The 25,630-nt window shown below is 40.8% G+C and carries 22 protein-coding genes and 3 pseudogenes; 17 read left to right on the forward strand and 8 right to left on the reverse strand.

Annotated features, from left to right (window positions below; translation table 11 throughout):
- Nucleotides 1-164: 164 nt before the first annotated feature.
- A pseudogene (locus JEU79_RS25995) lies at nt 165-814 on the forward strand (transposase); the annotation flags it as partial.
- 152 nt (nt 815-966) lie between these two features.
- On the opposite strand, the gene JEU79_RS03945 reads toward JEU79_RS25995, so the two are convergent.
- The 4 genes from JEU79_RS03945 to JEU79_RS03960 form a co-directional block, all read right to left on the reverse strand.
- On the reverse strand, nt 967-1,314 hold the full coding sequence (locus JEU79_RS03945; protein ID WP_214660486.1) for a hypothetical protein: 348 nt from the start codon (nt 1,312-1,314) through the stop codon (nt 967-969).
- A gap of 574 nt (nt 1,315-1,888) precedes the next feature.
- On the reverse strand, nt 1,889-2,032 hold the full coding sequence (locus JEU79_RS03950) for an IS3 family transposase (RefSeq protein WP_198265849.1): 144 nt from the start codon (nt 2,030-2,032) through the stop codon (nt 1,889-1,891).
- 4 nt (nt 2,033-2,036) lie between these two features.
- A complete protein-coding gene (locus tag JEU79_RS03955; RefSeq protein ID WP_198263055.1) occupies nt 2,037-2,189 on the reverse strand; it encodes a hypothetical protein in 153 nt (50 codons plus the stop codon).
- Nucleotides 2,186-2,419 (reverse strand): transposase, encoded by a 234-nt coding sequence (locus JEU79_RS03960; RefSeq protein WP_198263056.1) that lies wholly within the window; start codon nt 2,417-2,419, stop codon nt 2,186-2,188. Before JEU79_RS03960 ends, JEU79_RS03955 begins: the two co-directional genes overlap by 4 nt.
- On the opposite strand from JEU79_RS03960, the pseudogene JEU79_RS03965 reads away from it, so the two are divergent.
- From JEU79_RS03965 to JEU79_RS03990, 6 genes and pseudogenes are all read left to right on the forward strand, one after another.
- Nucleotides 2,390-2,917: pseudogene (locus JEU79_RS03965) on the forward strand (Wadjet anti-phage system protein JetA family protein); the annotation flags it as partial. The gene JEU79_RS03960 and the pseudogene JEU79_RS03965 sit on opposite strands and share 30 nt — an antisense overlap.
- 41 nt (nt 2,918-2,958) lie before the next feature.
- Nucleotides 2,959-4,122, forward strand: a pseudogene (locus tag JEU79_RS03970) (IS3 family transposase).
- A 279-nt stretch (nt 4,123-4,401) separates the two neighbouring features.
- Nucleotides 4,402-5,433 (forward strand): Wadjet anti-phage system protein JetA family protein, encoded by a 1,032-nt coding sequence (locus JEU79_RS03975; protein ID WP_198263058.1) that lies wholly within the window; start codon nt 4,402-4,404, stop codon nt 5,431-5,433.
- Complete coding sequence (locus JEU79_RS03980; protein WP_198263059.1) at nt 5,434-6,135, forward strand: DUF4194 domain-containing protein; 702 nt, start codon at nt 5,434-5,436, stop codon at nt 6,133-6,135. It abuts the gene before it with no gap.
- 8 nt (nt 6,136-6,143) lie between these two features.
- Complete coding sequence (locus JEU79_RS03985; RefSeq protein WP_198263060.1) at nt 6,144-9,791, forward strand: ATP-binding protein; 3,648 nt, start codon at nt 6,144-6,146, stop codon at nt 9,789-9,791.
- Nucleotides 9,792-9,902: 111 nt separating this feature from the next.
- The gene (locus JEU79_RS03990; RefSeq protein ID WP_198263061.1) at nt 9,903-10,247 is read left to right on the forward strand and encodes a HopJ type III effector protein; all 345 of its coding nucleotides are present in this window, start codon (nt 9,903-9,905) and stop codon (nt 10,245-10,247) included.
- A 136-nt stretch (nt 10,248-10,383) separates the two neighbouring features.
- Here JEU79_RS03990 and yihA read toward each other — a convergent pair whose 3' ends face one another.
- Nucleotides 10,384-11,010: a ribosome biogenesis GTP-binding protein YihA/YsxC gene (gene yihA / locus JEU79_RS03995; RefSeq protein ID WP_198263062.1), complete on the reverse strand. Its 627-nt coding sequence runs from the start codon at nt 11,008-11,010 to the stop codon at nt 10,384-10,386.
- 356 nt (nt 11,011-11,366) lie between these two features.
- Here yihA and JEU79_RS04000 point away from each other — a divergent pair, with 356 nt between their 5' ends.
- The 5 genes from JEU79_RS04000 to JEU79_RS04020 all read left to right on the forward strand — a co-directional run bounded on the left by JEU79_RS04000 (nt 11,367) and on the right by JEU79_RS04020 (nt 16,768).
- On the forward strand, nt 11,367-11,687 hold the full coding sequence (locus JEU79_RS04000; protein WP_198263063.1) for a c-type cytochrome: 321 nt from the start codon (nt 11,367-11,369) through the stop codon (nt 11,685-11,687).
- 186 nt (nt 11,688-11,873) lie between these two features.
- Nucleotides 11,874-12,512: a c-type cytochrome gene (locus JEU79_RS04005; RefSeq protein WP_198265850.1), complete on the forward strand. Its 639-nt coding sequence runs from the start codon at nt 11,874-11,876 to the stop codon at nt 12,510-12,512.
- A gap of 174 nt (nt 12,513-12,686) precedes the next feature.
- The gene (locus tag JEU79_RS04010) at nt 12,687-14,807 is read left to right on the forward strand and encodes a cytochrome c biogenesis protein ResB (protein ID WP_198263064.1); all 2,121 of its coding nucleotides are present in this window, start codon (nt 12,687-12,689) and stop codon (nt 14,805-14,807) included.
- Nucleotides 14,808-14,832: 25 nt separating this feature from the next.
- The gene (gene ccsB, locus JEU79_RS04015; protein ID WP_198263065.1) at nt 14,833-16,014 is read left to right on the forward strand and encodes a c-type cytochrome biogenesis protein CcsB; all 1,182 of its coding nucleotides are present in this window, start codon (nt 14,833-14,835) and stop codon (nt 16,012-16,014) included.
- 127 nt (nt 16,015-16,141) lie between these two features.
- A complete protein-coding gene (locus tag JEU79_RS04020; protein ID WP_198263066.1) occupies nt 16,142-16,768 on the forward strand; it encodes a thiol:disulfide interchange protein DsbA/DsbL in 627 nt (208 codons plus the stop codon).
- A gap of 114 nt (nt 16,769-16,882) precedes the next feature.
- Here the strand turns inward: JEU79_RS04020 and JEU79_RS04025 are convergent, their stop codons facing one another.
- The 3 genes from JEU79_RS04025 to JEU79_RS04035 all read right to left on the reverse strand — a co-directional run bounded on the left by JEU79_RS04025 (nt 16,883) and on the right by JEU79_RS04035 (nt 20,260).
- A complete protein-coding gene (locus JEU79_RS04025; protein ID WP_198263067.1) occupies nt 16,883-17,494 on the reverse strand; it encodes a peptidoglycan-binding domain-containing protein in 612 nt (203 codons plus the stop codon).
- On the reverse strand, nt 17,472-19,031 hold the full coding sequence (locus JEU79_RS04030) for a PEP-CTERM sorting domain-containing protein (protein WP_214660487.1): 1,560 nt from the start codon (nt 19,029-19,031) through the stop codon (nt 17,472-17,474). Before JEU79_RS04030 ends, JEU79_RS04025 begins: the two co-directional genes overlap by 23 nt.
- 257 nt (nt 19,032-19,288) lie before the next feature.
- Nucleotides 19,289-20,260, reverse strand: coding sequence for a helix-turn-helix domain-containing protein (locus JEU79_RS04035; RefSeq protein ID WP_198263069.1), 972 nt, complete (start codon nt 20,258-20,260; stop codon nt 19,289-19,291).
- A 227-nt stretch (nt 20,261-20,487) separates the two neighbouring features.
- On the opposite strand from JEU79_RS04035, the gene JEU79_RS04040 reads away from it, so the two are divergent.
- The 5 genes from JEU79_RS04040 (at nt 20,488) to JEU79_RS04060 (ending at nt 25,629) form a co-directional block, all read left to right on the forward strand.
- Nucleotides 20,488-22,398, forward strand: a complete 1,911-nt coding sequence (locus tag JEU79_RS04040; RefSeq protein WP_198263070.1) for a GGDEF domain-containing protein — start codon at nt 20,488-20,490, stop codon at nt 22,396-22,398.
- A gap of 224 nt (nt 22,399-22,622) precedes the next feature.
- Nucleotides 22,623-23,186: a bifunctional adenosylcobinamide kinase/adenosylcobinamide-phosphate guanylyltransferase gene (gene cobU, locus JEU79_RS04045; RefSeq protein WP_198263071.1), complete on the forward strand. Its 564-nt coding sequence runs from the start codon at nt 22,623-22,625 to the stop codon at nt 23,184-23,186.
- A complete protein-coding gene (cobT, locus tag JEU79_RS04050) occupies nt 23,179-24,234 on the forward strand; it encodes a nicotinate-nucleotide--dimethylbenzimidazole phosphoribosyltransferase (protein ID WP_198263072.1) in 1,056 nt (351 codons plus the stop codon). The genes cobU and cobT overlap by 8 nt, the downstream gene beginning before the upstream one ends.
- Nucleotides 24,227-24,865 (forward strand): histidine phosphatase family protein, encoded by a 639-nt coding sequence (locus tag JEU79_RS04055; RefSeq protein ID WP_214660488.1) that lies wholly within the window; start codon nt 24,227-24,229, stop codon nt 24,863-24,865. The genes cobT and JEU79_RS04055 overlap by 8 nt, the downstream gene beginning before the upstream one ends.
- Nucleotides 24,865-25,629: an adenosylcobinamide-GDP ribazoletransferase gene (locus JEU79_RS04060; protein WP_246539986.1), complete on the forward strand. Its 765-nt coding sequence runs from the start codon at nt 24,865-24,867 to the stop codon at nt 25,627-25,629. Before JEU79_RS04055 ends, JEU79_RS04060 begins: the two co-directional genes overlap by 1 nt.
- Nucleotide 25,630 lies beyond the last annotated feature (1 nt).

The following is a 25,630-nucleotide window of genomic DNA, read 5'->3' on the forward strand; positions in this document are numbered from 1 at the left end:
TCATTCAACCAATTGAAAAACAAGAGTTTGATCTCTTGTTTCTCAAAATGCAAGCTTTTTATTCGATTTTTTTAATTTTGCTAAAGTTACTGCGAAAAGTTTTTTTATTTCTGCTTGGTAAGCACCACTACAACTCAATTGTTCATCTCAGCGAGAATTGCTGATGGGATATCACTTATTTATATTCGAAGGTGAAAGGTCGTTATTTTTATCTGTATCTTTTTATGGATATTTTTAGCAGAAAGATCGTTGGTTGGGAAGTTCATGATCATGAATCATCAGAGCTGGCCGCAGGGGTTTTACGTAAACAAAATTTGCAGAGCAGCTACCTCCAGGACATGAAGTGATCCTGCATTCTGATAACGGCAGTCCTATGAAAGGAGCTACTATGCTGGCTACTATGCAAAAATTGGGTGTCGTGCCGTCATTTAGTCGGCCATCGGTCAGCAATGACAATCCCTATTCAGAGTCTCTGTTTAAGACCTTGAAATATACACCTGTGTATCCCACCAAGCCATTTGATAGTTTAGAAGATGCACGAGAATGGGTACATCAGTTTGCCCAGTGGTACAACACGAAACATCGTCACAGTGCCTTGAAATACGTCACCCCTGTACAACGGCATACCGGAAAGGACATAGCCCTTCTGGAGCTGCGCAGAGAGTTATATGAAGCAGCAAAAAGAAGCAACCCTGAGCGGTGGTCTGGCAAAACCAGAGACTGGACGCACAACCCAGTTGTCAAGCTGAATCCGGTCAATGAAGCTAATGTAAATACAAAGAAAAAGGATGAGGATGAGCAAAAAGCGGCATAAACCGCTTATTACCCTTGACGGTCATCGTCTCCTCAGCCTGTACCGTGAGAGAATTATAACAGGATCATTACCCTTGTGAAAATACCTTGGGTGAATGGGACGGCTCTATCGTCCCAGAGGGCAAAGCCCTTGTTCTTTAGAATAATAATATTTTAGGAAAAGGCGACAACTTGCTTGACACCTACCGGTAGTGTGAAGGGCCAAACAGGAATAAAAAGACCTAAAGCTAAAAATATAACGGTTCTGAATTTAAACGTATTTTGTTGCTCCACATCCCTTAGTTGTTGTTTTTCAAGTTTCAGTCTGGCAGCTATTTCTTCGTCTTTTATTTTGTTTTTATCATCTAATGTTTTACATTCAGAACATAAGTCTAAAGGCTTTCCATCCCAACCAGAGTCTGTTTTTATCCCACACATTGTACACGACATATTTATCTTCCTTGATAATGAATTATTGGGGAGATTGTGGTCACCCATTATTTGAATATAAAATGATTTCAAAAAGTGGGTATCCTTGAACCATGTTCAAAGCCTCAAGGGCTACTTTTGCTTTAATTTGTTGTTGAATGTTTTTCTTTTTGTGCTCATTTTTTTGTTCCCCGTTAGGTTAGCTCTTATATCTTAACCTATTGTCCAGTTTTTCGGGGGCACTATACCACCTGAAAATACAGGTTTCAAGCCATTATTTGTATCAAAAAACTGTTTTTAGTTTAGCAGATTTTCTTAATTGATCAAAATAACGGCTTTTGATCAAATATTGCTTTTCAACCTTAATGTAATGGTTTCATGGACAGTTATACCATTTTATTGAAAGAATAACTTTCTGAAATTCGATATTTTCAGTTGCTGCTTTTTGAGCTTGTATTAACTCGAAATAACACGGTGACCTGCCGTTAAGGGACGATAAGACTAATTGTTGTCATCCGTTTAAATTATTTTTCAAGCTTAACTGATGGTGTGGTCAGGAGTGATGTATAATATTCGCTTAGGTAGAATTTCTGCTACAATTGGCTTTTATTTAACTGTGATTCTTAGTCCCTATTGATGTTTTTTTCTGAACAACGCCAACAATTCTTCAAGCCTCTGATGTCGTTTTACAAAACAAACCGGCTTTTTTCATTAATCGACCAATTCTCCGGCGGCTTATATGAACGCCTTTTTCAGCCAGTTTTCTTTTAAGACGACGGGTTCCATAAGTCTTGCGACTGTCTTCAAACAGTTTTTTAGCTGCTCAGTAAGCGCTTCATTTTCTTTCTCTCTATCCGTTTTAGGAGAGCTAACCCAATCATAATAGCAACTACGGAAACATCCATAAAACGGCACAGAATCGTTACCGGGTAATCTTTAGCCTGATCAGTTATCCATGCGTACTTCACAAAGTTTCCCTTGCAAAGTACGCTGTGGCCTTTTTTAATAAATCACGCTCCTGAATCACTTTTGCCAATTCTTTTTTCAGACGTTTTACTTCATCATAAATGTGTTCATCACTTCTATTGGCTACCGTCTTCACCGGTTTGGAATATTTACTGATCCAGGTATGTAGAGTATTTACATTAACACCTAGCTCCCTGGCAGTCTGAGAAACGGGTCGGTTAAGTATAGCCACATTACTCTGACCAGCAAGTACCGTGAACAGGTGGTTGAGTGCCTGCGTCTGCTTTATGAGCGCCTCTATAGTGCCAATGCGGACTATGGTGAATCCTTGCGCCGTAACCAACTGATTGAAATCTTTGAGGAAGCTTTGGCGCGTGCGCCCGTCTTAGAGCAAGAAGCAGAACAATCCGTAGAAAATGAGCAGGAATCTAGTGCCCCTCGTTTTAAAAATACCCGTGAGCAAGCTAGTTGGATCTTGAATTTGCTAGTGGATAATGGCTGGATTGAAAAACAGGTGGATCAGGTTACTTTTCAGTCCACCTATCCCTTTAGTCGCATGGGGCGCTTGTTTACTCAGCCCTTGGTCGAAGCCAATCATACCAAAGTGCGTACCCGACATCGTAATACCCGTAATACTCTCAATGCACTGGAGGCTTTTCTTAGTCGTGGTGAAGTGCATGATTTGCTTGATGCTCATGAATACTCTAATGTGGCTATACTTAACCGGACACACAACTTAAAATAACTAAAAGATAAAAAGTGTGACCTAAAATGAATGATCAAACAAAAAAACCGAATAAAAGCTATACATCAGAATTTAAAGAATCAGCTGTCAAATTAGCTAATGAGACGGATCAACCCGTTTCTCAGACTGCCAGGGAGCTAGGTGTTAATGTAAATACTCTACATACCTGGATCAGTAAATATTCCAAACCGGTGAAGACGGTAGCCAATAGAAGTGATGAACACATTTATGATGAAGTAAAACGTCTGAAAAAAGAATTGGCAAAAGTGATTCAGGAGCGTGATTTATTAAAAAGGCCACAGCGTACTTTGCAAGGGAAACTTTGTGAAGTACGCATGGATAACTGATCAGGCTAAAGATTACCCGGTAACGATTCTGTGCCGTTTTATGGATGTTTCCCGTAGTTGCTATTATGATTGGGTTAGCTCTCCTAAAACGGATAGAGAGAAAGAAAAATGAAGCGCTTACTGAGCAGCTAAAAAACTGTTTGAAGACAGTCGCAAGACTTATGGAACCCGTCGTCTTAAAAGAAAACTGGCTGAAAAAGGCGTTCATATAAGCCGCCGGAGAATTGGTCGATTAATGAAAAAAAAAGCGGTTTGTTTTGTAAAACGAAGAGACGCTTTAAAGCGACGACTAATTCCAAGCATAATAAGCGTATATCTCCAAATTTACTGGAAAGAGAGTTTGCTGTCTCTCAACCTGATCGCTACTATGTGGGTGATATTACCTATATTGCCACCAAGGAAGGCTGGTTATATTTAGCGGTTGTCATTGACTTATTCTCTAGGCAAATTGTTGGCTGGTCGATGGATGAGCGAATGAAAGCCAAGCTAGTCAATGATGCTTTACTGATGGCCATATGGAAGCGTAAACCAATGGATGGATTGCTTTGGCATACTGACCGAGGTAGCCAATATGCCTCTGATAGTCATAGAAAAATATTGTCGGATCATAACATAATTCAGTCTATGAGCCGCAAAGGAAATTGCTGGGACAATGCTGTATCAGAGAGCTTCTTTCATAGTTTGAAAACTGAATTGACGCACCATTGTCGATTCAAAACCAGAGTAGAAGCAAAGCAGGCAATATTTGAATATATTGAGGTATTTTATAATCGGGAGCGACTTCATTCGGCTAATGATTATTTGTCACCAGTCGATTATGAAATACAGCAGGAAATAGCTTAAATCGATTGATTGAAGAGGGGTAAAAGGCGACATAAATGCCGCCCATTACCGTTGACGGCCATCGGCTCCTCAGCCTGTGCCGTGAAGATATTGTAACAGGATCATTACCGTTGTGAAAATACCTTGGGTGAATGGAACGGCTCTATCGTTCCAGAGGGCAAAGCCCTTTCTCTTCATCTGTTTAAAAAGTTAACATGAGAAACTAAAATGATAGGAAATACAAAATGACAAAAATCACTTGAAACAGCCAAAAAAATATTTAGAAAACTGTCCGGAAAAGTGTTGACACATCACTCTGAGCGGATTATTGCTGACTTTAGCGATGTGATTGCCGAATTAGAAGAGCGCAAACGCGAACTGGTGCGTGAAGTGGAAGCTCAAGTCTTGGTACAACAAGCATCGGAACACTTTTTTGACTTTATGGAAAAACGCTTTCAGCCGGATTTATCGATTCGTTTATCCGCTGATAGTGTTGAAAAACATCGCGATCAAATCAATCAGGTTATTGCTAAAATCCGTCGTAAACGCAAAGAATTCAAGGCTCAGGCTGAAAAGCGTTTGAGACAAGTTGCACCCGAGTTGCTCGATGCCGATGATCAATCGGTGTTATGGACGATTCTTGATACCATTGAACTACGCATGCGCAAGGCCGCAGAAACCATGTTGCCGGCTCTTCGCCGTGCCTTACAAAGTTTTACCAAACGGGCCGATATTATTATTCGCCAAATTGCTTATCTTGGTGGGCAAAACCAAAGTGACGTCCTAGCAGTTTGTGAGACATTAAAAAACCTAGATGATAAGGCAGTGCAGCAACGTTTAACACAAGCGGCAGAACAGATTTCACCACTGAGTTTACGCTTGCTGGATCCTCACCAGGTGGTGTTGAATGAGCGCCGACAAAAGCGCATAGTGCAAACAGAATTAGCCGAAGACGAACCTCTGGATGAAAGTGCGCAACGTGACTTAGTGATTCAACAATTATTGGATCAGGCTTTTTCCATTCGTAATAAGGATTTAAAAGATTATATGTTGCAAGCCATGCAACAGCATCAGCAAATTAACACCTCAGACTTGCCAGTGAAAAATGCCGATGATTTATTAGCTATGGCGCATGCCATTGAGCTCGGTGCAGTCAACCAAATGAGCTCTGAATTTAGTTTTCATGTTGAGCCTTTGGGGAAGACTAATAAAAATAGTTATTTTAAACAATTCGATGAATTTAGCATTGCCCTGAAACATCTGTCTCCAAAAGAGCTATCTCCCCAAAAAGTGTCTTCAGACAAAATACCAACCAATAAAGATGAACTTTAAATGATCAGTGATTTATTTGCCGAACAATTAGAAAAAAAGAATTATAGTCTGGAAGAATTTTCTGAGCTACTGATTCGCCTATTGGATTATGGCGTATTATGTCGTGATGAAAGTCAGGTCGAAGAGCAACTCTATGACCGTTTTTTACAACTCAAAAATCTGGTGGAAGATTACCTGATTATGATCGGTATTCGTCTGCAACATGATGAACGTTTTCATTTTGTGCGCATTTATCCGCCGGGCTCACAAGTCCCCGGCTTGCCCGATGAAGTTGATCAGCCTTTTAATAGTGGCTTTCGCCAACGTCTGTCACAAAGTGATGTTGCCGTTGTGTTAGTCCTACGTGCAGAGTATGACAAGTCTCTGCGTGAAGGCCAGATGGATGAAAATGGCTGTGTCATGATCGCTATGGAAGCCTTGAGCATCGGTATGCGTAATCTCTTGAATCGTAGCCTACCGGAAACCTTGACCGAACGTAATCGCTTATTGGCGAGATTAAAACAATTGCGCTTGATTCATTTTAAAATGAGTGACGATGAAGAACAGGAAGACTATTGGTTGAAAATTCGCCCGACAATTACTAGCTTTGTGAGTGAAGATGCCTTGGCTACTCTTTCTGGCGAAGGGATGTCTGAAGAGATGTCGGGCGAAACGAATACAACTAACGATGCTAATACAACTGTACCGCATGAGGCTGAATAGAAATATCTATGTTTGTTAAAAAAGTCATTTTTATCAATTGGGGCAATGTACCATTACTGGACTTTGATTTTGGCCCGATTAACTTATTTTCCGGAGGTAATGGCTCAGGAAAAACCACAGCGGCTGATGGTATTCAAACCATCATGACAGCAGCCCATGAAAACCTTTATAACTACAATCCAGGCCAAGATGAAACCACACAGCGTGGTCGTCGAGGCAAACAGGTGAGAACTCTGGCCTCGTATGTCTTAGGTTGTGATGATGGTAGTTATTCGCGCCCCTGGAATACCGATGGCTATTTAGCTGCAGTCTTTCATCCCACTCAGGGAGAAAGTGCAGAACCTTTTACCGCAGTCATGGGTATTCGTGCGCACGTGGAACAGTCGGGCAAGCAAAAACAAGCCCGACAGGATGAATTGAGTTTCTTTATTTTGCAAGGTGAAATGTTGGAACAGGCAGATTTTATTCAGCAGGAAAAACATATTATTCCGCTGACAGAAATTGAATCGCAATTAAAGAAAAAATACGGCACTAAAACAGTTGAATATTATAGCAAGAAGCGACCCTACTTAAGGCGTTTGTATGCAGTCTTACGGGGCAAGCATGATGCCGTGTCTGATCGTGAAGCTATGCATGCGGCAAAAACGTTTTCTTCCTTCATGGCCTATAAGCCCGTTAAAAGTATTAATGATTTTGTGGCACGGGAAATTTTAGAAAATAAAGACATGGGTGATGCCATTCATGATATTTCCGAGTCCATGAAAACCATTCATGGCATGGAACAGGATGCACGCTTTATTATCACCTCGATTGACCTATTGGATCAAACTGGGCAATTCTGTCATAGCTATATTGAACATTGGGTCGATTTAATCGTAAACCATTATACTGAGGCAAAACGTCAGTCTTTGGTGAACCAAGCAAGCTATCTAAAGGCTAAAAAAGAACAGCAGCAAATTAATGCCAATATCATTGAGCATGAAAAGAAAATTATTATTACTGAAGATCGTCTTAATCAGGCGCATCAAGAGCGCGTTTCTTTGGAAGCCCAGCGTCAGGGCATTAAAGCACTTAAAGACAAGGATGAATTGCTGGCAACGATTGAACAGCATAATAATCAGTTATCAGAACAAAGCCGTCCTTTGTTGGAACAAAACTTTTTGCTGAGTAAGAATACTGAAAATAGTGTCGCCTTGCTGGATGCAATGAAAAAAAGTTCATTGGGTGTAGACCTGCCGGGATTTGATAGCAAAGACTTGCTGGCACAAGTGCGTAAAGTCGTAGCGCTTAAAGAAAAATCAGAAATCGATTTACACAGCTTATTGGGTAGTGACTGGGTGGACATTTCACCGCTGGAAAACCATCTGGATAATGCACTCATCGCCGAACAGGAACATAACCGTCTCGTTGCACTATTACATGATAAAGAGCTACAAAGTAAAAATGGCTCTAATATGGCGATTAGTTTGCGCGATCAATTACAGCAATTACTGACCCGCCAGGAAAATTTATTACAGCAAACTCAGCATAAAATGCAGCAAAAACAGCAGGAAATTGACACCCTGCATGCGCATAAAATTACCTATCCGCATTATGTACAAGCGGCTTTGATTGCTATCGAGCAACAATGTCCTCAAGCTGATCCCAGAGTGTTGTGTGATTATATTGAAGTGCTTGATGCTGAGTGGCAAATGGCCATAGAAGGTTATCTCGGTGGGGCACGTTTTTCTATTCTGGTGGCAGAAGATTATGAGGCAGAAGCTATTCGCGTGGTGCGTAATATGCCCGGTGGCAATCGTAATCGTGCCAGAGTCATTCAGGGCAGTCGTGCTAAGCGGGATATGAAACGTTTGGATGTCAAAACGGATTCGATTGCCAGTATTATGAAGTTTGAGCATAAAACGGCTGAGTACTATCTGAAAGCTTCTTATGGCAACGTCTTAATGGTGTCGGATGCAGAAGCCTTGCGCTCAACGGCGAGGGGCATCACTCCGGATGGCTTGGCTTCCGGCAGTTATAGTATGTGGCGTTGTGACTTACCCGATGCGGAATTGGTGTTTGGTCAGGGGGCGCGTGAACGTGCACTGCTGGCCAAACAGGAAGAATTGCGCATTCAGCAGGATGATGCCAATAAATTACATCGTGCGCAGCAAAACAATCGCCAGATATTCAGCTTGCTTGAGCCTATCAAGCATTTAAACTATGTCAGCATTATTACGACCATGCTGGATCATCATCGACGCTTAAAGCAGGCTGAAACAGCCCTATCGAATTTGGATCTCAGTAGTTTTAATTCATTGGAACAAGAGCTGGAATTATGTAAGTCGAGTTTTGATGAACTGAATCAACAGGGCAAAACCTTATTAAAAGATTTAGGTGGCTTGCAAGTTGAACTGAAAAAACAAAAAGAAAAAGTAAAAACGCTGGATGATGCGCAAGATCAATTAGAGCAAGCACTGGAACATCAGGAAGAACAATTACAAAAAATCGCCTCAGTGCATAATGAATTTAATACGGAAGAGACTTTAGATCTGGCCGATGAACGTGCCCGTTTGGCCGGTAAAGAAATGGATTTTCTGACGGAGTTGGATGCCATGCGTGAAAAACTGGGCAAAACGACCGTCAGTATTGAGCAGTCGGTGATGCAGCATAATCAACATTGCAAAAATTACGATGCCATTGCCTATGACTCGGATACCTATGCCTTGCATAGCCATGAATTTTTTAAACGCATTAATCAGCTACTTGGTGAAGTGGATTCGATAAAGAACCGTTTAAAAAACAATGTATTGGCAGAAAAACAGGAAAAACTCACTAGTCTGAAAGAAGATTTTAATACCGCCTTTGTGACCAATCTTTGTCATTCGATATATCAGGCGATTAATGATGGCAAGCGGATTCTTGATGATCTTAATACAGAGTTAGCCCATCATCGCTTTGGGACGGATCAGGAAAGCTTTCGTTTTGCGTATAGTTGGGTACCTGAATTTCGTGAATATCAACGGTTTTTTAAAGAAGTGATTCAACAGCCTAATTTAGGGGATGGCACGACTTTATTTAATGCTGAACTCTCTGAAAATGCCCAAAAAATCCGCGACAAATTAATGACCATGTTGCTGGATGATGATGAGCAAAAAGCGACCCGTGAATTGGAGCGTATCAGCGACTACCGGAATTATCGTCAATATGAAATTTACAAAGAGCCTATGGGCAAACAGCCTATTCCTTTAAGCCAGTACGGTACGGGATCAGGGGGGCAATTAGAAACACCCGCCTATATTATTCGTTCTGCGGCGATAACGTCGGCGTTTCGTTTTAATGAAGGCAATAGTCATTTACGTATGGTGATGGTGGATGAAGCTTTTTCCAAAATGGATGAATCCCGCTCCCGTGAAGTGATCAATTATTTGACGAATACCCTGGGTCTGCAATTAATTTTTATTATGCCAACCAGTAAATCCGGGCCTTTTATGGATTTGATCAGTAATCAATTCGTCTTTAGTAAATGTCCGACCACTAAGGCTAGGGGCGAATTACAGACGCGAATGCTGGTGGATAGGAAAATCTGTGATCAGGATAAATTAAAAGAGCTGTGGGCTAATCACCGTAAAACTATTCGTCATCAAGCGATGTTGGATTTTATGGAAGATATTTAACCTAAAAAAATCAGTAGATTCAACTGATTATTTTAGGTTTAATCGAATACTCTATGGGTACGTATACAATAGTTACAAATTTTTAATTCTTAATTGGAAGGCCAGGAAACAATGACACTCAATTCTTTTTTACAAATCTTACAGGATGCGCCTGAAAGCATAGAATTTACTGATACGATGTCGGTTATTGAAGCATTATACGATTTTACCGAGACAGCATTTAATAATGGTGACTTAGTTAACGCGGCAGGGGAAAATTCAGGTTCGTGTAAATTATTTGCCTTTGCCCAATTACAGGATCTGTCTGAAGAGCAGACGCTGGCATGTTTTGGAGACTATTATCGTGATGATGTATTGCAACATCCAGAAGAGAAAAATCATCAGAATATACGCAATTTTATGCAATCGGGTTGGTCAGGAATCTCATTTTCTGCCCCAGCTTTGCAAAAAAAGTGAAATAATTTGAACTAAGGGAAAAAAGCCGAGTCTTAGTTATAGTGTGCATAAAGTTCACGCCTTATGAACACTTCACTTAATCCCTTTTTTGTACCCCACCTCTGGTGGGGTTTTTTTTTGCCTTTTTTTGTTAGTCTTAGTCTTCTTTTGGTGGATAAAACCACTGATCCAACTTTTCACGTGCTTCATCTACGCCCGTTTTTTTCAGTGCTGAAAACAATTGTACTGTCGTGCCGGGATAGTCGCTGTTCAAAGTTTGGCGTACTTTCAGCAAGATGTTTTGTGCCGCTCCACGTTTAAATTTGTCAGCCTTGGTCAATAAGATATGGGCGGGCATTTGCGCTTTTTGACACCATTGCAACATCAGACAATCATATTCCGTCAGTGGGCGGCGCACATCCATAATCATTACCACACCTTTTAAAGCCAAGCGGTCAATCAGATAACGTTCGAGTAAATTTTGCCAGTGCAGCTTTACCTTGAGAGGTACTTTAGCATAGCCATAACCGGGTAAATCCACCAGATGAAGGTCTTCTGCAATAGAAAAATAATTGATCATCTGTGTGCGCCCTGGAGTTTTAGAGGTACGACAGAGACTTTTGATGTCAGTGATGGTGTTAATTGCACTGGATTTACCGGCATTAGAACGCCCGGCAAAGGCAACTTCTATGGCATCATCAGAAGGCAGTTGACTCCATTTGTTGACGCTGAGCAAAAATTCAGCACGTCGATATGGATTAGGTTTAGTGTGTGTTTGAGGCATGTTAAGTTTCTGTTCAGTTAAGCTATGATAATATGAATTTGAAATGATTCCCTAGAGGCACTAATTAATAGCAATAAATGCTTATTGAGAGATCAAACCACAGGTGTATTCTTTTTACAGGATATTTTTACTGAAAATGTTGGCACATATCAACAGAATTGAGTATTTTAGCACTTTATTATAAACAATTGTTGGTCATGAGACACCGTTTTGTGTAAAATAGCCTCAATTTTTTATCAGTATGCTTTCTGTGCATAAGTCTCTTGCAAGTGAACAGTCAGCAGTTTTATCGCTATATTTATTGCTATAGAAGTTACTATTTAAGTTGCCCTTATAATAAATAGGGAGTAATAATAATGAACAATTATGGAGTAAAAATGAAAAACTCAATTAAACTATTAGTTGCCGCTGCTTTTGTTGCGGGTTCTGCTGCTGCCGTTGCTGATGGTGCTGCACTTTATAAAACCGCATGTTTTGCTTGTCATGATGCTGGAATTGCTGGCGCGCCTAAATTTGGCGATAAAGCACTTTGGGCACCAAGAATAGCTACCGGTGTTGATGCAATGGTTAAGACCGTTATCTCTGGTAAAGGCGCTATGCCTCCTAATGGTGGCACTCAAATGACTGCAGCTCAGATCCATGAAGTTGTTGAGTATATGGCTGCTGCTGCGAAGTAAGTCTATGTATTTGCCCTGAGCATGTTATAAAAAGCACCTTCAGGGTAATTAATTGACAAGATTCACTGACAAAAATATGAGTACTCTTTATACCTACTATTATTTTTCAGCTTTATGAAAGATGTTGAAAAAGTGATAGCAAGTATGAAGAGTGAAAATTTGAAATATCAAGATTTAGGTAATACCATGAAAAAAATTGCTATTATTGCTGCCCTAGTAGTAGGTTTAAGCGGAACATTACATGCGGCAGGTGATGCCGAAGCAGGCAAGGTAAAAGCAGCAAGTTGTGTTGCATGCCATGGCGCTGATGGAAACTCATTAGCGGCCACTCCAAACTTCCCTAACTTGGCTGGCCAGCACGCTACTTTTCTTTATAAGCAATTAAAAGACTTTAAAGATGGCAAGCGTAAAGATCCAACCATGAGTGCGATGGTTATGGCTCTTGATGATCAGGGCATGCAAGACGTAGCTGCTTTTTTTGCTAGTCAAAAGCTAAAAGCGGGTCAAGCTGATCCAGCTTTAGTGACTGCAGGTGAAGCGATATACAAGGGCGGTATTGCAGAAATCGGCGTACCTGCTTGTATGGCCTGTCATGGTACTACAGGTACTGGTAATCCGGGTTCAGGCTTTCCTCAATTAGCGAGCCAAAAGGCCGTTTATATTGAAAAGCAATTAAAAGACTTCCGTGCCTCAGCACAAAGCACCGATAGCACGCCGGTTGGCCGTTATAATGATGCTAACAAAATGATGCGTAGTGCGGTAAAACGTATGAGTGACCCTGAAATAAAGGCCGTTGCTCAATACATTCAGGGCTTACAACCATAAGCGTCTGATTTGAGCTTAGCGATAGTCGTAACGCAAGCGTGTGCAAATAAGTCTTTTTTCGGACAACGAAAAAAGGTAGTATTAACGCGACACGTTAGCTTTAATCGTTACAATGCTTTTTGTATGTAAAAGGGTGGTCATTGACCACCCTTTTTTTTGACCTGAGTTTAGAATGTGAGTAATGAAATAAAACCGAGTAATGAGAATTTACCTGACCGAGCGGTTGAGCGAGAACGCTCTAACCGTCAGGAACATGGCTTAGCAAAAGTAATTCTGAGTTTTCTGAGCTCAATGGAATTGGCAATTAGTCTATTTGTCATTATCGGAATTGCCTCGATCATTGGTACGATCTTGCAACAAAACCAGGGCTACAATACTTATATTGTGCAATTTGGCCCTTTCTGGTTTGAAGTGTTCCGCTCGCTAGAGTTATATGATATTTATAGCTCATGGTGGTTTGTCTTCTTATTAGGCTTTTTGCTGGTTTCAACGGCGACCTGTCTGTATCACTATATTCCTGTCATCGTGCGGGAATGGCGCCTGTTTCGTCTCAATGTATCTGCCAAGTCGCTTAAGCTAATGCACTCCTCGGGTTTATGGCAGAGTTCGAGTTCAGTTGAGGACTCTGCGCAATTTATACAAACCAAGCTAGTCAATGGCGGCTATCAAGCACGCCTGAAAAATGACAATGGCGTGATCACCATTGCTGCGAAAAAAGGCGCAGTGAATCGTTTGGGCTATATTTTCACCCATGGTGCCATTATCCTTATTTGTCTGAGTGCCTTATATGATGGCAATTTTAATTTAAAATTACGTGAGACAGCGGGACAGTTGAAGCCTGAAACCCGTGATTTGTTTGCCTCTCAAGTGCCGGATATCAGCCGTCTTAAAGCCAATGAAAACCATGCTTTTCGAGGCAATGCCAATATTCCTGAAGGCAGTACCTCAGGACTGGTCTTTTTACAGATGCGCAATGGCTTTTTAGTGCAGGAACTCCCTTTTACCATTACTCTGAATGACTTTCGTATCGAATATTACGAATCAGGCATGCCTAAATCATTTGAAAGTGATGTTGTTATCTCAGATATTGAAAGCGGTGAAACCATTGCTAAAACCATTGCCGTCAATCATCCGTTGATTTATAAAGATTATGCTATTTATCAGGCATCTTTTGAAGATGGTGGTTCGGTGATTGATATTCAGGGCTGGTCCTTGGATCTTAAACAACAGTCGGATAGTGCTTTTAAAATGGTCGTGGGTGATACCCGCACTATTACCACGGGTGAGGGTGAATTCAAATTAGAGCTGGATGAATTTAAGGTTTCTAATGTGCAACCGAATCCAGATGCGGAGAAAACTGGCCGTAAATTTAAAAATATGGGACCCAGTCTGACCTTCCGTTTGCGCGACAAATCAGGACAGGCAAAAGAGTTCATTAACTATATGCTACCCAAAGAACAGGAAGGGCGATATTTCTTCCTCAGTGGTGTGCGCAGTACGACTACGGAACCCTTTCGTTATTTATTTATCCCCGTGGATGATGCTAATAGCTTGAAGCGTTTTTTTGCTTTTCGTGCCTTGCTGAACAATACGATGGAAATGCAACGTATTGCAGCAAAGACTGCACTATTATCGCTGGCACCCGATTTTGAGGAAACACCTCAGGATATAGCCCCTGAAATGCAGAACATGATAAAACAAATGTCAGTGGTCATGCAGCGCCTAGCAGAACTGTTCAATCAGGGTGGTTTTGATCAAGTCTTGAATGATATCAACAATAAAGTGCCGGAAGATAAGCGTAAAGATGTGACAGAGTCCTATTTTAAAGTCTTGCAAACTATTCTCGGATCGGTTTACTTAGAAGTGTTAGATGCTGAGGGTGTTGATATTAGTGAAAATATTAGCCCGGCTCAGGAACAATACTACGATGATCTGGTCAATAGTATGGGCGTGGTGGGAAATTATGGTGCGCCTTATTATTTCCAGATAAAATCCTTTGTACATAAAGAAGCATCAGGCTTTCAAGTGACGAAGTCTCCGGGTAAAAATTTAGTTTATTTGGGCAGTGCGCTATTATGCATAGGTATTGTACTGATGTTTTATGTTGCCCATAAACGGATTTGGATTATTATTACGCCTGTCTCTGATGGCAATGATTCTGACGATAAGGCTTCTAAGCCTAGCTCAGAAATACTGGTGGCTGGTTCGGGTGACCGTCACCAGAAAGAATTTGCCATGGAGTTTCAGGCACTCTCACAATTACTGGATAAGCAGTTTACGACCCGTGTAAAATAACGCAATAAAATTAGGTATTTGAATTATGTCAATGACAGGTCAGGAAATGGACAATCTCTTTGAAAAGCAAAGTTTTTGGCGCAATCTCAGTCTCTTTGATTGGGGCTGGGCAGGCGCTTTAATCTTGGCCACTGCCTATGTGTTACAGCAATATGCAGCTCAAATGGATGTCTATGAATTGGGTATTTTAATCGGTACCACGCTATCCATTATCGCCTGGGGTTGGTTTTGGAAGCCGGTGCGAGCCTATATTGTTTTTGTCACACTTATTTCACTATTCTCCATTTACCTTTATGGTAATAACTTGGCCTTGGGTGAAACAAACTTCTTCCTAAAGTTCTTAATCTCCAGTAAGTCCGCCATTATGTGGATGTCAGCACTTTATGTGCTTGCGACTGTTGCTTACTTTATTGGTCTCATTATAGGCTCTGAATTTACTAATAAAACGGCTTCAGCCATGACTTGGTCAGCCACAGTGATGGGCTTTGTCGGGCTCTTAGTGCGCTGGCGTGAATCCTATTTAGTTCATGTCGATATCGGACATTTCCCGGTCAGTAATTTATATGAAGTGTTTATCCTATTCTCAATTATTACTGCATTACTGTATCTTTATTACGAAGGTAAAAGCAAAACCTATACGATGGGTGGCTTTGTGTTATTGGTGATCAGTGCTGCCGTGGCGTTCTTACTTTGGTATGGCTTTGGTTCACGTGGTGCCAGCGAAATTCAACCCTTAGTACCTGCTTTACAAAGCTATTGGATGAAAATTCATGTCCCGGCAAACTTTGTGGGCTATGGTGCATTTGCTCTGGCTGCGATGTTGGGTGTTGCATATTTGATTAAAGATTCCATGGTAAAAGCCGGGCGTAACGGAGCGATCATTAATCGTTTCCCTGATTTGGATATTCTCGATGATGTCATGTATAAGTCTATTGCTCTGGGCTTTGCCTTCTTCACCTTGGCGACTATTTTAGGTGCTATGTGGGCAGCGGAAGCATGGGGCGGCTATTGGTCCTGGGATCCGAAAGAAACTTGGGCATTAATTGTTTGGTTGAATTATGCGGCATGGTTGCATTTGAGATTGACGAAAGGCTGGCGTGGCCGACCATTAGCATGGTGGTCAGTCGTTGGTTTGTTTGTTACACTTTTTGCCTTTATTGGTGTTAATATGTTTTTGTCGGGCTTACATTCTTATGGTGAACTTTAAGTTATCTGGAACTATTTAGCTGTTTAACACTCTAAAAGAAATAGATTTTAAACTCAAAATAAATAACGTTATAAATAACGTTATAAATAACGTTATTTATAACGTTATAAATAACAAGGAAAACAAAATGCGCAAAATTTTGACGCTTCTTCTCTTGCTGGGCATGAGTGCTTTGGCAGTTGCAGAATATACTGAAGGTAAAGATTATGAGTTGCTAAAGACTGCTCAGCCAGCTCCCACAGATGGAAAAATTGAAGTGATTGAATTTTTCTCTTATGCCTGTCCGCATTGCTATCGTTTTGAACCACATATCGAACAATGGAAAAAAACCAAGGCTGATAACATCGAATTTATCCATGTGCCTGCGGTCTTTAACAAAAACTGGGAAGCCTTGGCTACTTTATATTATGCCGCAGAAGTCCTTGGCGTACAGGAAAAAATGCATCCACTCATATTTGAAGCCATGCATGGAGAAGGAAAAAAAGTCCGTTCATTTGATGACTTAAAAGCCTTGTTTGCAGCCAATGGCGTGAGTGGTGAGAAATTGGATCAGGCGCTGAATTCATTCACTGTTGCAGCGAAAACACGCCGTGCTAAAACTATGACCCAGAGCTATGGCATTAAGTCCGTACCCAATATCGTGGTGCAAGGAAAGTACCGTACTAATGGTACCTTAGCAAAAACCCATGGCAATGTATTTAATGTGGTTGATTACCTTGCGGTGAAAATTGAAAAGGACAGTGAAAAGAAATAAGCTGAATTTTCTTTCTAGGTAAATAAAAAAGAGGTATAAGATTTATTTTTATACCTCTTTTTTTGTGGGTCTTTACCACTTTGGTTGATGGCATATTTACCATTAATACCAGACTTATTTGGCTGTTCTCAATAATCGCCAGAGCGTTGCTTGATCTGGAAATCCGGTAGGTTTGAAAGCAATGGATTGTTGATAAGCTTGCATTGCTATGAGCATTTCCTGATCATATTTTCCGTTTATTTTACCCTTGTAAAAGCCAGCAGATTTTAAGTGCTGCTGTATACGCTTTAAGGTTTCAATATAAAGTGAAACCTGCCGTTCACCAATACTGATCTCTATTTTTTTAGAATAAAATTGTAAGCGGTCATCACGAAGCTTTGCTAATAAGGCTCTTATGACTGTGATCACGGCATCATTGGGGTTTTTCTTACAATGCTTATCAAGCACCTCGGTTAATAGCTCGGTTGTCTCAAATGACAATATATCGTAAGTATCATCGACATGTTCATTGGTTGCAGTAATATAGCCATCAATCCAGGCGGCAGCCATTAAATAGACATCCGCCTTGGCCTTACGCTCATTTTCATAAATTTGGCATGAAATAAGGCCGGCACCACGAATGCCGAACTGCCCCAACTTATCGGCAGCAATGGCTCCCTGAGAGAGCAGGGAAGCTATAAGAAAAAGAAAGCTGGCAATGTATTTAGTGCCGTTGGGTGAAAGCAATGAGAGACTCCTTGTCTGTTGATTGTTTAGTCTTAGGTCTAGTAAAGCCTAGAGCAATCAAGCCAAAAGCAAAAATTCCAAGCATACCGGGTTCAGGTACATTAATGCTAATGGTGAATTGTTTGCCTGCAATCTGATTAAAACCACTTAATGTAAAGCGATCTTTAGCGATAGAAAAGTTAAGTTTGTCTGTTGAAAATAACTCATTGCCTAAGCCGAGTAAACCATTAAGACTCTGGGGGCCAAATTGAAATATTTCAGCACCGGCGATTATTGCTGCTGCCTCTAGTTTGAGTACATCAAGGGTGCCAACTAACCCTAAATCCAGGCCAAAATCATTGTTTAAAATAACATCGATCCAGTAAGTCGGGGAGAATGTAGTGGTTTCTAATAGGGAAAACTCAGGCATATCAGACCATAAGCCTGTCCAACTATCTTGTAAGCCAATCATGCCATCAATTAATATTGAATCACTGAATTCAAGTTTGGTCATGAGCGTGGGAAATATTTCAAAGTCTTGCGTTAGCCCTAATACCGGCCCTGCATCGACATCAATAATATCAATGGATGCACCAATTTTAATGCCGCCAACATTAATTAAATCAAGATTAAGTCCTGTAGGAGGAAGGCCTGCCATTACGGTAGCCATACCATCCAAATCGAGTTGTAGTGATAAGAGATCATCTCGTCCACCAGACTTTATTTCACCAGCACCATTGAGCGTGCCGTTGGTTTCTATGTTGGGGACTTGAATCTCGATTTCTGCTAAATCGGTTGTGATCCGAGGTACACCAGGAGGAAAGCTAGTGGTAATTACACCACCATAGGAGTTGGTTAAAGCGTAGCCAACTATGGGTACAGGTGTGGTTGTTGCACCTCCTTCAAGGGTAAGAGATTGGTTTGCCAAGGGGACTTCTGCTAATGGTGCATCGCCGGGTAAAATTCCGTCAAGAATTTTAACACTATTGGGATCAATAGAGATTATACGCTGATCTAAATTGACGGTGGGTAGAGCTGTAGTGCCTGTGGTGCAACCAAAAGCAATTAAACACCCAGTTGCATTGACCGAACCGGATAATTGCATAATAGCACTGATATAGGCTTCAATTTCAGGTGATTGGGTCGTAATTGAGCCTGCATCCAGTGAACTTTTGGTTTTCAGGTTGATAATGTCACCCTGACGGACGGCTTGCTCGGGTAGTTCTGCTAGAGCAGAAAACTCAACCTCAGCATCAACTGAGCCACTATTAATGGTATAGCCAAATTCCAGCCCCACTTTGCCCGAGCTATTAACCTTTAATTGGGCGCCGGTTCGTGTATCAGTTGTTATTGTTTTTCGATCTTTGGAAGGTTCATCACCACAGATTATACTAACTGTTGCTTTACAAGCTTTCCATGCAAACCATAGCGGGTTGGTATTAATGGTGCTGGTCGTTCTTGATCCGGCAATACCTCCTATTGTGGCTGTTTTGTTGCTCCATTCACTACCGAGAAAAGCGCTTTCTGATTTGACAAAGGCATCACCCGTTGCCCACATGCTTTGGTCGGTTGTAGTAAACGTTAGGGCGCCAGAGTCGTATTGTATTGAGGCGCTGGCCACACTGGATAGCGAAAGCAAGATATAGGCACTAAATATATAAGTGCTTAGTATATAAGTGCTTAGTATTGTTTTTTTCGGCGTTAGCATATTTTTCAATGTCATCGTCATAGATAATCCCTTTTTATGATTTTTAGTATTATGAAGAGGATTCTATTGTTTGTTAAATCATTGCGCTATCCTAAATTCGCAAAATATTATCTATAAGCTTGTTTCAGGGTTGTTGACGGTAGTTCGCCAAACATCGTCATATAGCAATTGGAAAATTTTCCTAAGTGCCAAAAGCCCCATCTCATAGCAATATCCGTGACAGTTGTGTCATTGCTAACAGGATGTTTAAGTTGTCTGCGTGCCCAGTTAAGGCGTAAAATTCTAAGGTAATTGATTGGTGTGAGACCCAATAATATTTTAAAGCTGTACTGTAAGGTTCTTTGGCTAACTTTTATTTCATGGCAAATATCAATGATGCTTGGACATAACTGGTTATTATGAGCCGTTATAATATACTCACGCGCACGACCGACCACGTGAAAAGCACGTCGTCGTGCGATCAGGCCTGTTGCATTTTTACCTGGATTGTTTTCAAAGTCTAAGGTCAACAATACTTGATCCATAATGATTTGATCTAAGGATTTTTTGTTATCAACAGAATATTTTTCAAGCAATATGGACTGGGTAGAAAACAAGTGTCGGACAAAACAATCGAGTTGTTTTTGTAATGGTGCTTTAAAGAGCATAAGATCAGTAGGTGGCTTTTCCCAGGATTTGGGGCATAACACTGATGCACGTTCTTGCACTCGTGATTGTTCGAAGCGGAAATAGATTGTTTCTACATTGGCTTCTATCTGAACATCAAACTCAGTATTGCTCGGTAAAAAATATAACTCATTTTCATCGATGCTATGTTCAGAGAAACGATTTTTTTCTGTGTTAGGGCGAATGTAGGAGATTGTGCATAAGTTTTTCTCCATAAGTCCATGCTTATGTGCCGCTTGGTTTTGATTCTCTTCGACAATACTTAAAGAGTCTAGGTGAAGTTCACGTAAGCGACCCTTGTAATGACCTGGCTTTAATTGATGATTTTCCCAAGCCAGCCAATCTTGAGCAGCCTGCTGTTCGGAGGCATCTTGTAGGTGCAGATCACGTAGTGAGGGCGATGAGGTATGCATTATTAGGAAAAATCCGATTATTGTTAAAATAAGATTTATTAGAATATTAGCCTAGAAATTGACTTATGTCACTTACTTTGTAATTTACACTTGATATTTTTTTAAACTCTCATTGCCTTTTTTTATGGTGTTTTTTTTATTATAGTTAAGAGGGATGAAACCTTAGAAGCAATTTTAAGCAGAACTGATGTGTGCCACATTAGAACTTATTTTAAGTAGAGCAGACGATGGCAGATAAAAATTTACAGTGGAAGCAGAAATACTACGATAGTCTGGATGATATTGAGCGCCGAGAGGAAAAGTGGCAGACGCTTGAAGACTTATTTAAGCAGGCCATCTCAAGACTGACATTGGCGGCAGAAGGGAATAGTAAAAATCTGGATGGCGGCTTAGTGCAATTACGTACCGCTATTCGCAAAGGCAAAGATAACCTTGTTATTGAAACGATTTTAGAAGATGTTTCAAAAGAAATTATTAAATTAGACAATATGTCTCAGGATGGGCCTAAGGGAGACGCGGGGTTTTTGATAAATATAATTGAGCAAATGAGCTTAAGTGGTAAGGCAGAGAAAAAGTCTCGTAAGTTTATCAAACGCCTTAAAGCAAAAAAAGCCCCGGAGAAAAAAGAGTTATTAATGGGTTTTACGGATTTATTATCAGAAATCATCCAACAATCAGTCATAGAATGTGAAAAAAATGCCGGTAATAGCAGTGCGAAACAAAGCTTTTTAAAGAATTTGTTTGCCAGTAAAAAAACAGCGAGGAAGCCTTCAGCAGAGAGCGGCAACATGCATAGCTCAGAGGATGAGCGCAGTGACAAATACGATTTTATTGACTCCGAAGATAATATTTCTCTGAATCAAGAGCAAATGAGTAGTGTGGTTGCCACAGTGCAAAATGTGCTTGAGTCCATTATTGATGGGCTTGATATCAGTGCGGAAGTGAAAGAAACCTTAAAAAATAAAGTCTTTGAAGTCAAACCCACCAAGGAAATTCATGTATTATTGGGTGATTTACAGGAAATACTGCATGATTCTGGCCTAGTTGAATTTGCCAATAAGGACTGTCCTGATAACAACTCAATTAATAATGTTGAGCATAATGAATTACTCATTCGTCTTATCGAATATTTACCTTTGGAAGATGAAGTTAAAGAAAATGCTGAGCAACTAAAAGAAAATTTTGCTCAGGGTGTCTCCACTGAGCAACTCCCCAAAGCACTTAAATCCATTGCAGCATTGATCAGTAAGATGCGCAGTAATGTGCAACAAGAGCAAAAACAATTTGAACGTTTCTTGAAAAGCCTGACAGGACGTTTAGCTGAAGTTGACCAGTATCTACAGAATAACTTGGTGGAATATAAACAGTCCTATCAAAATGGTCTGGATCTGGGTGATGTGGTGAAAGAGCAGGTAAAAAGTATTGGTGACTCTGTTTCATCTTTTAATAATATTGGTGAAGTTGAACAGGCAGTACAATCACATTTGGATAAAATTCTCACGCATATTGACTTACATCGTGAAAAAGAAAATGAGCGGGTTAATCGTGTTGAAGAAAAAAACAAGCAACTTTCTCAACAGCTTAAACAACTGGAAAGTGAAAGTGGTAAACTACGCCAGCAGGTAATCGAGTCACAAAACAAAGCCATGTTGGATCAATTGACACAATTACCCAATCGTATGGCCTATGATGAACGCCTGCATCAAGAATATGTGCGCTGGAAACGTTATAATACCACTTTAATTATTATTATTTGGGATATCGACTTCTTCAAAAAAGTCAATGATACCTATGGCCATCAGGCCGGTGACAAAGTGTTAAAAGTAGTGGCCGACTTGTTGCGTAAAAACCTGCGTGAAACCGACTTTGTTGCCCGATTTGGCGGTGAAGAATTTGTTGGCCTAATGCCTGAAACAACGCTGGGCGGAGGCTTTAAAATTGCCGAAAAAATTCGTAACGCGATTGAAAAATTAGAATTTCATTACCGGGGTGATAAGGTCAAAGTCACTATCTCTTGTGGTATCAGCCTGTTTATGGAAAATGATACCTCGGAGACGGCTTTAGCAAGAGCAGATAAAGCCCTGTATCAGGCTAAGAGTGAAGGGCGTAATCGCTGTGTCATTGCAAAAGAAGCGTAAGCGTTAATTAGAGTCCATCCGTTTACTCTTAAATTATTTGATAATTGTGCCCGTAGGGTGGGCACGCCTTTTGTGCCCACGCTGAAAGTGTAAATACAAGATATTGAATCAGCGTGGGCAGATAAAGCTATGCCCACCCTACGGTTTTATATATAAAGAGTCCTATTTACGGATGGACATTAATTAATCAATATCCCAACTAATACATCAATAAAGAGAAATTTTTGATAGAACTCATTTTAGGTGGCGCACGCTCTGGAAAAAGCCGTTTGGCGGAAGCAAGAATCACTGATAATTCCCCGCAAAAAGTCATTTATATCGCCACAGCAACAGCCTATGATGATGAAATGCGTACTCGTATTAAGCATCATCAACAACGTCGCCCCGATCACTGGCAGTTAATTGAAGAGCCTATTGAACTGGGTAAAATCATTCAGCAATATAATCAAGCCAATACAGTATTACTCATTGAATGTCTGACGCTATGGTTGACGAATTTATTGTGTCATAGTGATGCAGAGCAATTTGCCTTACAAAAAAAACACTTTATTGAACAATTACAACATACACAGGCCGAGATCATTTTAGTCAGCAATGAAACTGGAATGGGCGTTGTCCCCATGGGGGAACTCAGTCGCCGCTTTGTTGATGAAGCAGGTTTTTTGCATCAAACGTTAGCACAGCTCAGTGATCGAGTAACATTGGTTGTGGCAGGATTGGAACATTGCTTGAAGCAGCCTAAATTGTCAAACAGCCATTCGCCAATAGCAGGAAGTTCCAATGCCTGATTGGTTGACTGCAAGTATTGCCCCATTGGATCAAACTGTTTTAGCTCAGGCCATCGAAAAACAACAGCAACTAACCAAACCTCAAGGTGCCTTAGGCGTTTTGGAAACGATTGCCACTACAATTTCAGCCTTGCAAGGAAGTACTGAGCCCAGAGTGGAACAGGCTCAAATTGTTATTTTTGCAGCCGATCATGGCATTGCACAAGAAAATGTTTCCGCTTTTCCACAAGCAGTAACAGCTGAGATGGTGAAAAACTTTTCTGCTGGCGGTGCAGCGATCTCGGTATTGGCCAAGCAGTTTGATTTGCCCTTGCAGGTCATTAATCTTGGCCTGGTAACAGAATTACCTTCTTTACCTCTCGTTCAGTCAAAGGTGATTGCTAAAGGGACACAAAATTTCTTGTCACAAGCGGCGATGACTGAAGGGCAATTATTGCAAGCTTTTGAGATCGCAAAAAATTGTGTGGATGAGATAAAGAAAAATAATAAACAATTATTCATTGCCGGTGAAATGGGTATTGCCAATACCAGTAGTGCTACTGCACTGGTTTGTGCCTTAGAAAATATTAAAGTCAAAGAATTAGCAGGCTATGGGACGGGGCTTGATTCTGTCGGGTTGGAACATAAAATCGATATTATTGAACAATCCATTCATAAGCACCAGCCAGAAATGAATTCGGCATTAAATATTTTACAAATCCTGGGTGGCTTTGAAATTGCTGCCTTAACTGCGAGTTATATTCGTTGTGCTCAGCAAGGTATTATTGCCTTGGTTGATGGTTTTATTTGCTCAGTCGCGGCCTTGTTTGCCATTCGCCTGAATCCTCAATGTCGTCCCTGGCTTATTTTTAGTCATCAGTCAGCAGAACAGGGTCATAAAAAAGTGTTAGCGCTTATTGATGCTAAACCACTATTGAAATTTGACTTACGTTTAGGTGAAGGTAGTGGCGCTGCTCTGGCTTATCCTTTGATTCGTTCTGCTTGTTTACTGCAAAATGAAATGGCGAGCTTTGCCAGTGCCTCTGTGAGTGAAAAATCCAGTGCCTGATGAGCAGTCGTACAAAAAATCCACTATTATTGTATTACGTCATGGTGAACCGGATGGCTCAAACTATGCCGATAAAAAAATATTTCGTGGCATCACGGATGATGTATTGACAAAAAAAGGTTGGCAACAAATGGCCAATGCCATAGCCACTATAGAAAACACTATTGATGTCATTTTAACGTCTCCTTTAAAACGCTGTGCTGAATTTGCTTTGTCTGTCGCAACGCAACACAACATAACAATGCACCACATTGATGCTTTTCAGGAAATTGATTTTGGTCAGTGGGAGGGGCGCTCCGTGCAAGATGTTGAATGTGAGGCATCTGACAATTTAAAACGCTTTTGGCAAAACCCATTGCACTATACGCCACCAGATGGCGAACCTGTTGCTGATTTTCAACAGCGTGTAGTGGCCCGTTGGCAAGAAAGTATAAAATCTTATCAAGATAAAACCGTTTTGCTCATTGCTCATGGCGGTGTGCAAAAAATAATTTTAGCTGAGGTGTTAAATATGCCGGTGCAGGCAATTCATAATATCGAAGTACCTTATGCTTGTTGTTCAATCTTTCATATTTATTATAATGATGGTGAAATTATCAGTACTTTAAAATCCCATGGCAGGCTTGCTTAATGTTAACAATGATAGATAAACACTTACACACATTTTATATTGCTTTAAGCTTTCTGACCCGAATTCCTGTTCCCATAAAGGGTGAAGTAAAACAATCTGATATCGGACAGTCGATTCTTTTTTATCCCTTGGTGGGTGCTTTAATCGGCCTGATATTATTTTTGTTGACTCAAGGCATATTGTTTTGGTCACCCGATTTTTCCTCTGATGTATTGGCGGCGGTATTGTTGATTGTCTGGGTGTTACTGACGGGGGGCTTACATCTTGATGGTCTGGCTGATAGTGCAGATGCCTGGATTGGTGGTTTGAATGATAGAGAGCGCACCCTTGCGATTATGAAAGATCCCTATTGTGGTCCCATTGCAGTCGCGGTGATTGTGCTATTGTTACTCTTAAAGTGGACGGCTCTGAGTGCTTTATTGGAAGCCGATTATGCAGCATTTTTAATTGTTGTGCCCATGCTGTCACGCGCCTTAATTATTGTTTTATTTATGACTACGACCTATGTGCGTGACTCAGGTCTGGGCAGTGCTTTGTTAGATTTTTTACCGGAAGAAAATTATTTGTGGCTGAGCCTATTGGCAAGCGTTGTTGCTTACTTGATTTTTGCTGGCTTTGCATCAATACTTTTAGTGGCGCTGGTTGTTTACGGTTTACGCGCTATGATGTTACAACGTATTCATGGTATGACGGGAGATACGCTTGGCGCAATAGTTGAAATTAGTGAGGCAGTGGCCTTGCTGGGCTTGTTGCTCAGTGTGTAAG

Source organism: sulfur-oxidizing endosymbiont of Gigantopelta aegis (assembly GCF_016097415.1).
In the GTDB taxonomy this organism is placed as follows: Bacteria; Pseudomonadota; Gammaproteobacteria; order GRL18; family GRL18; genus GRL18.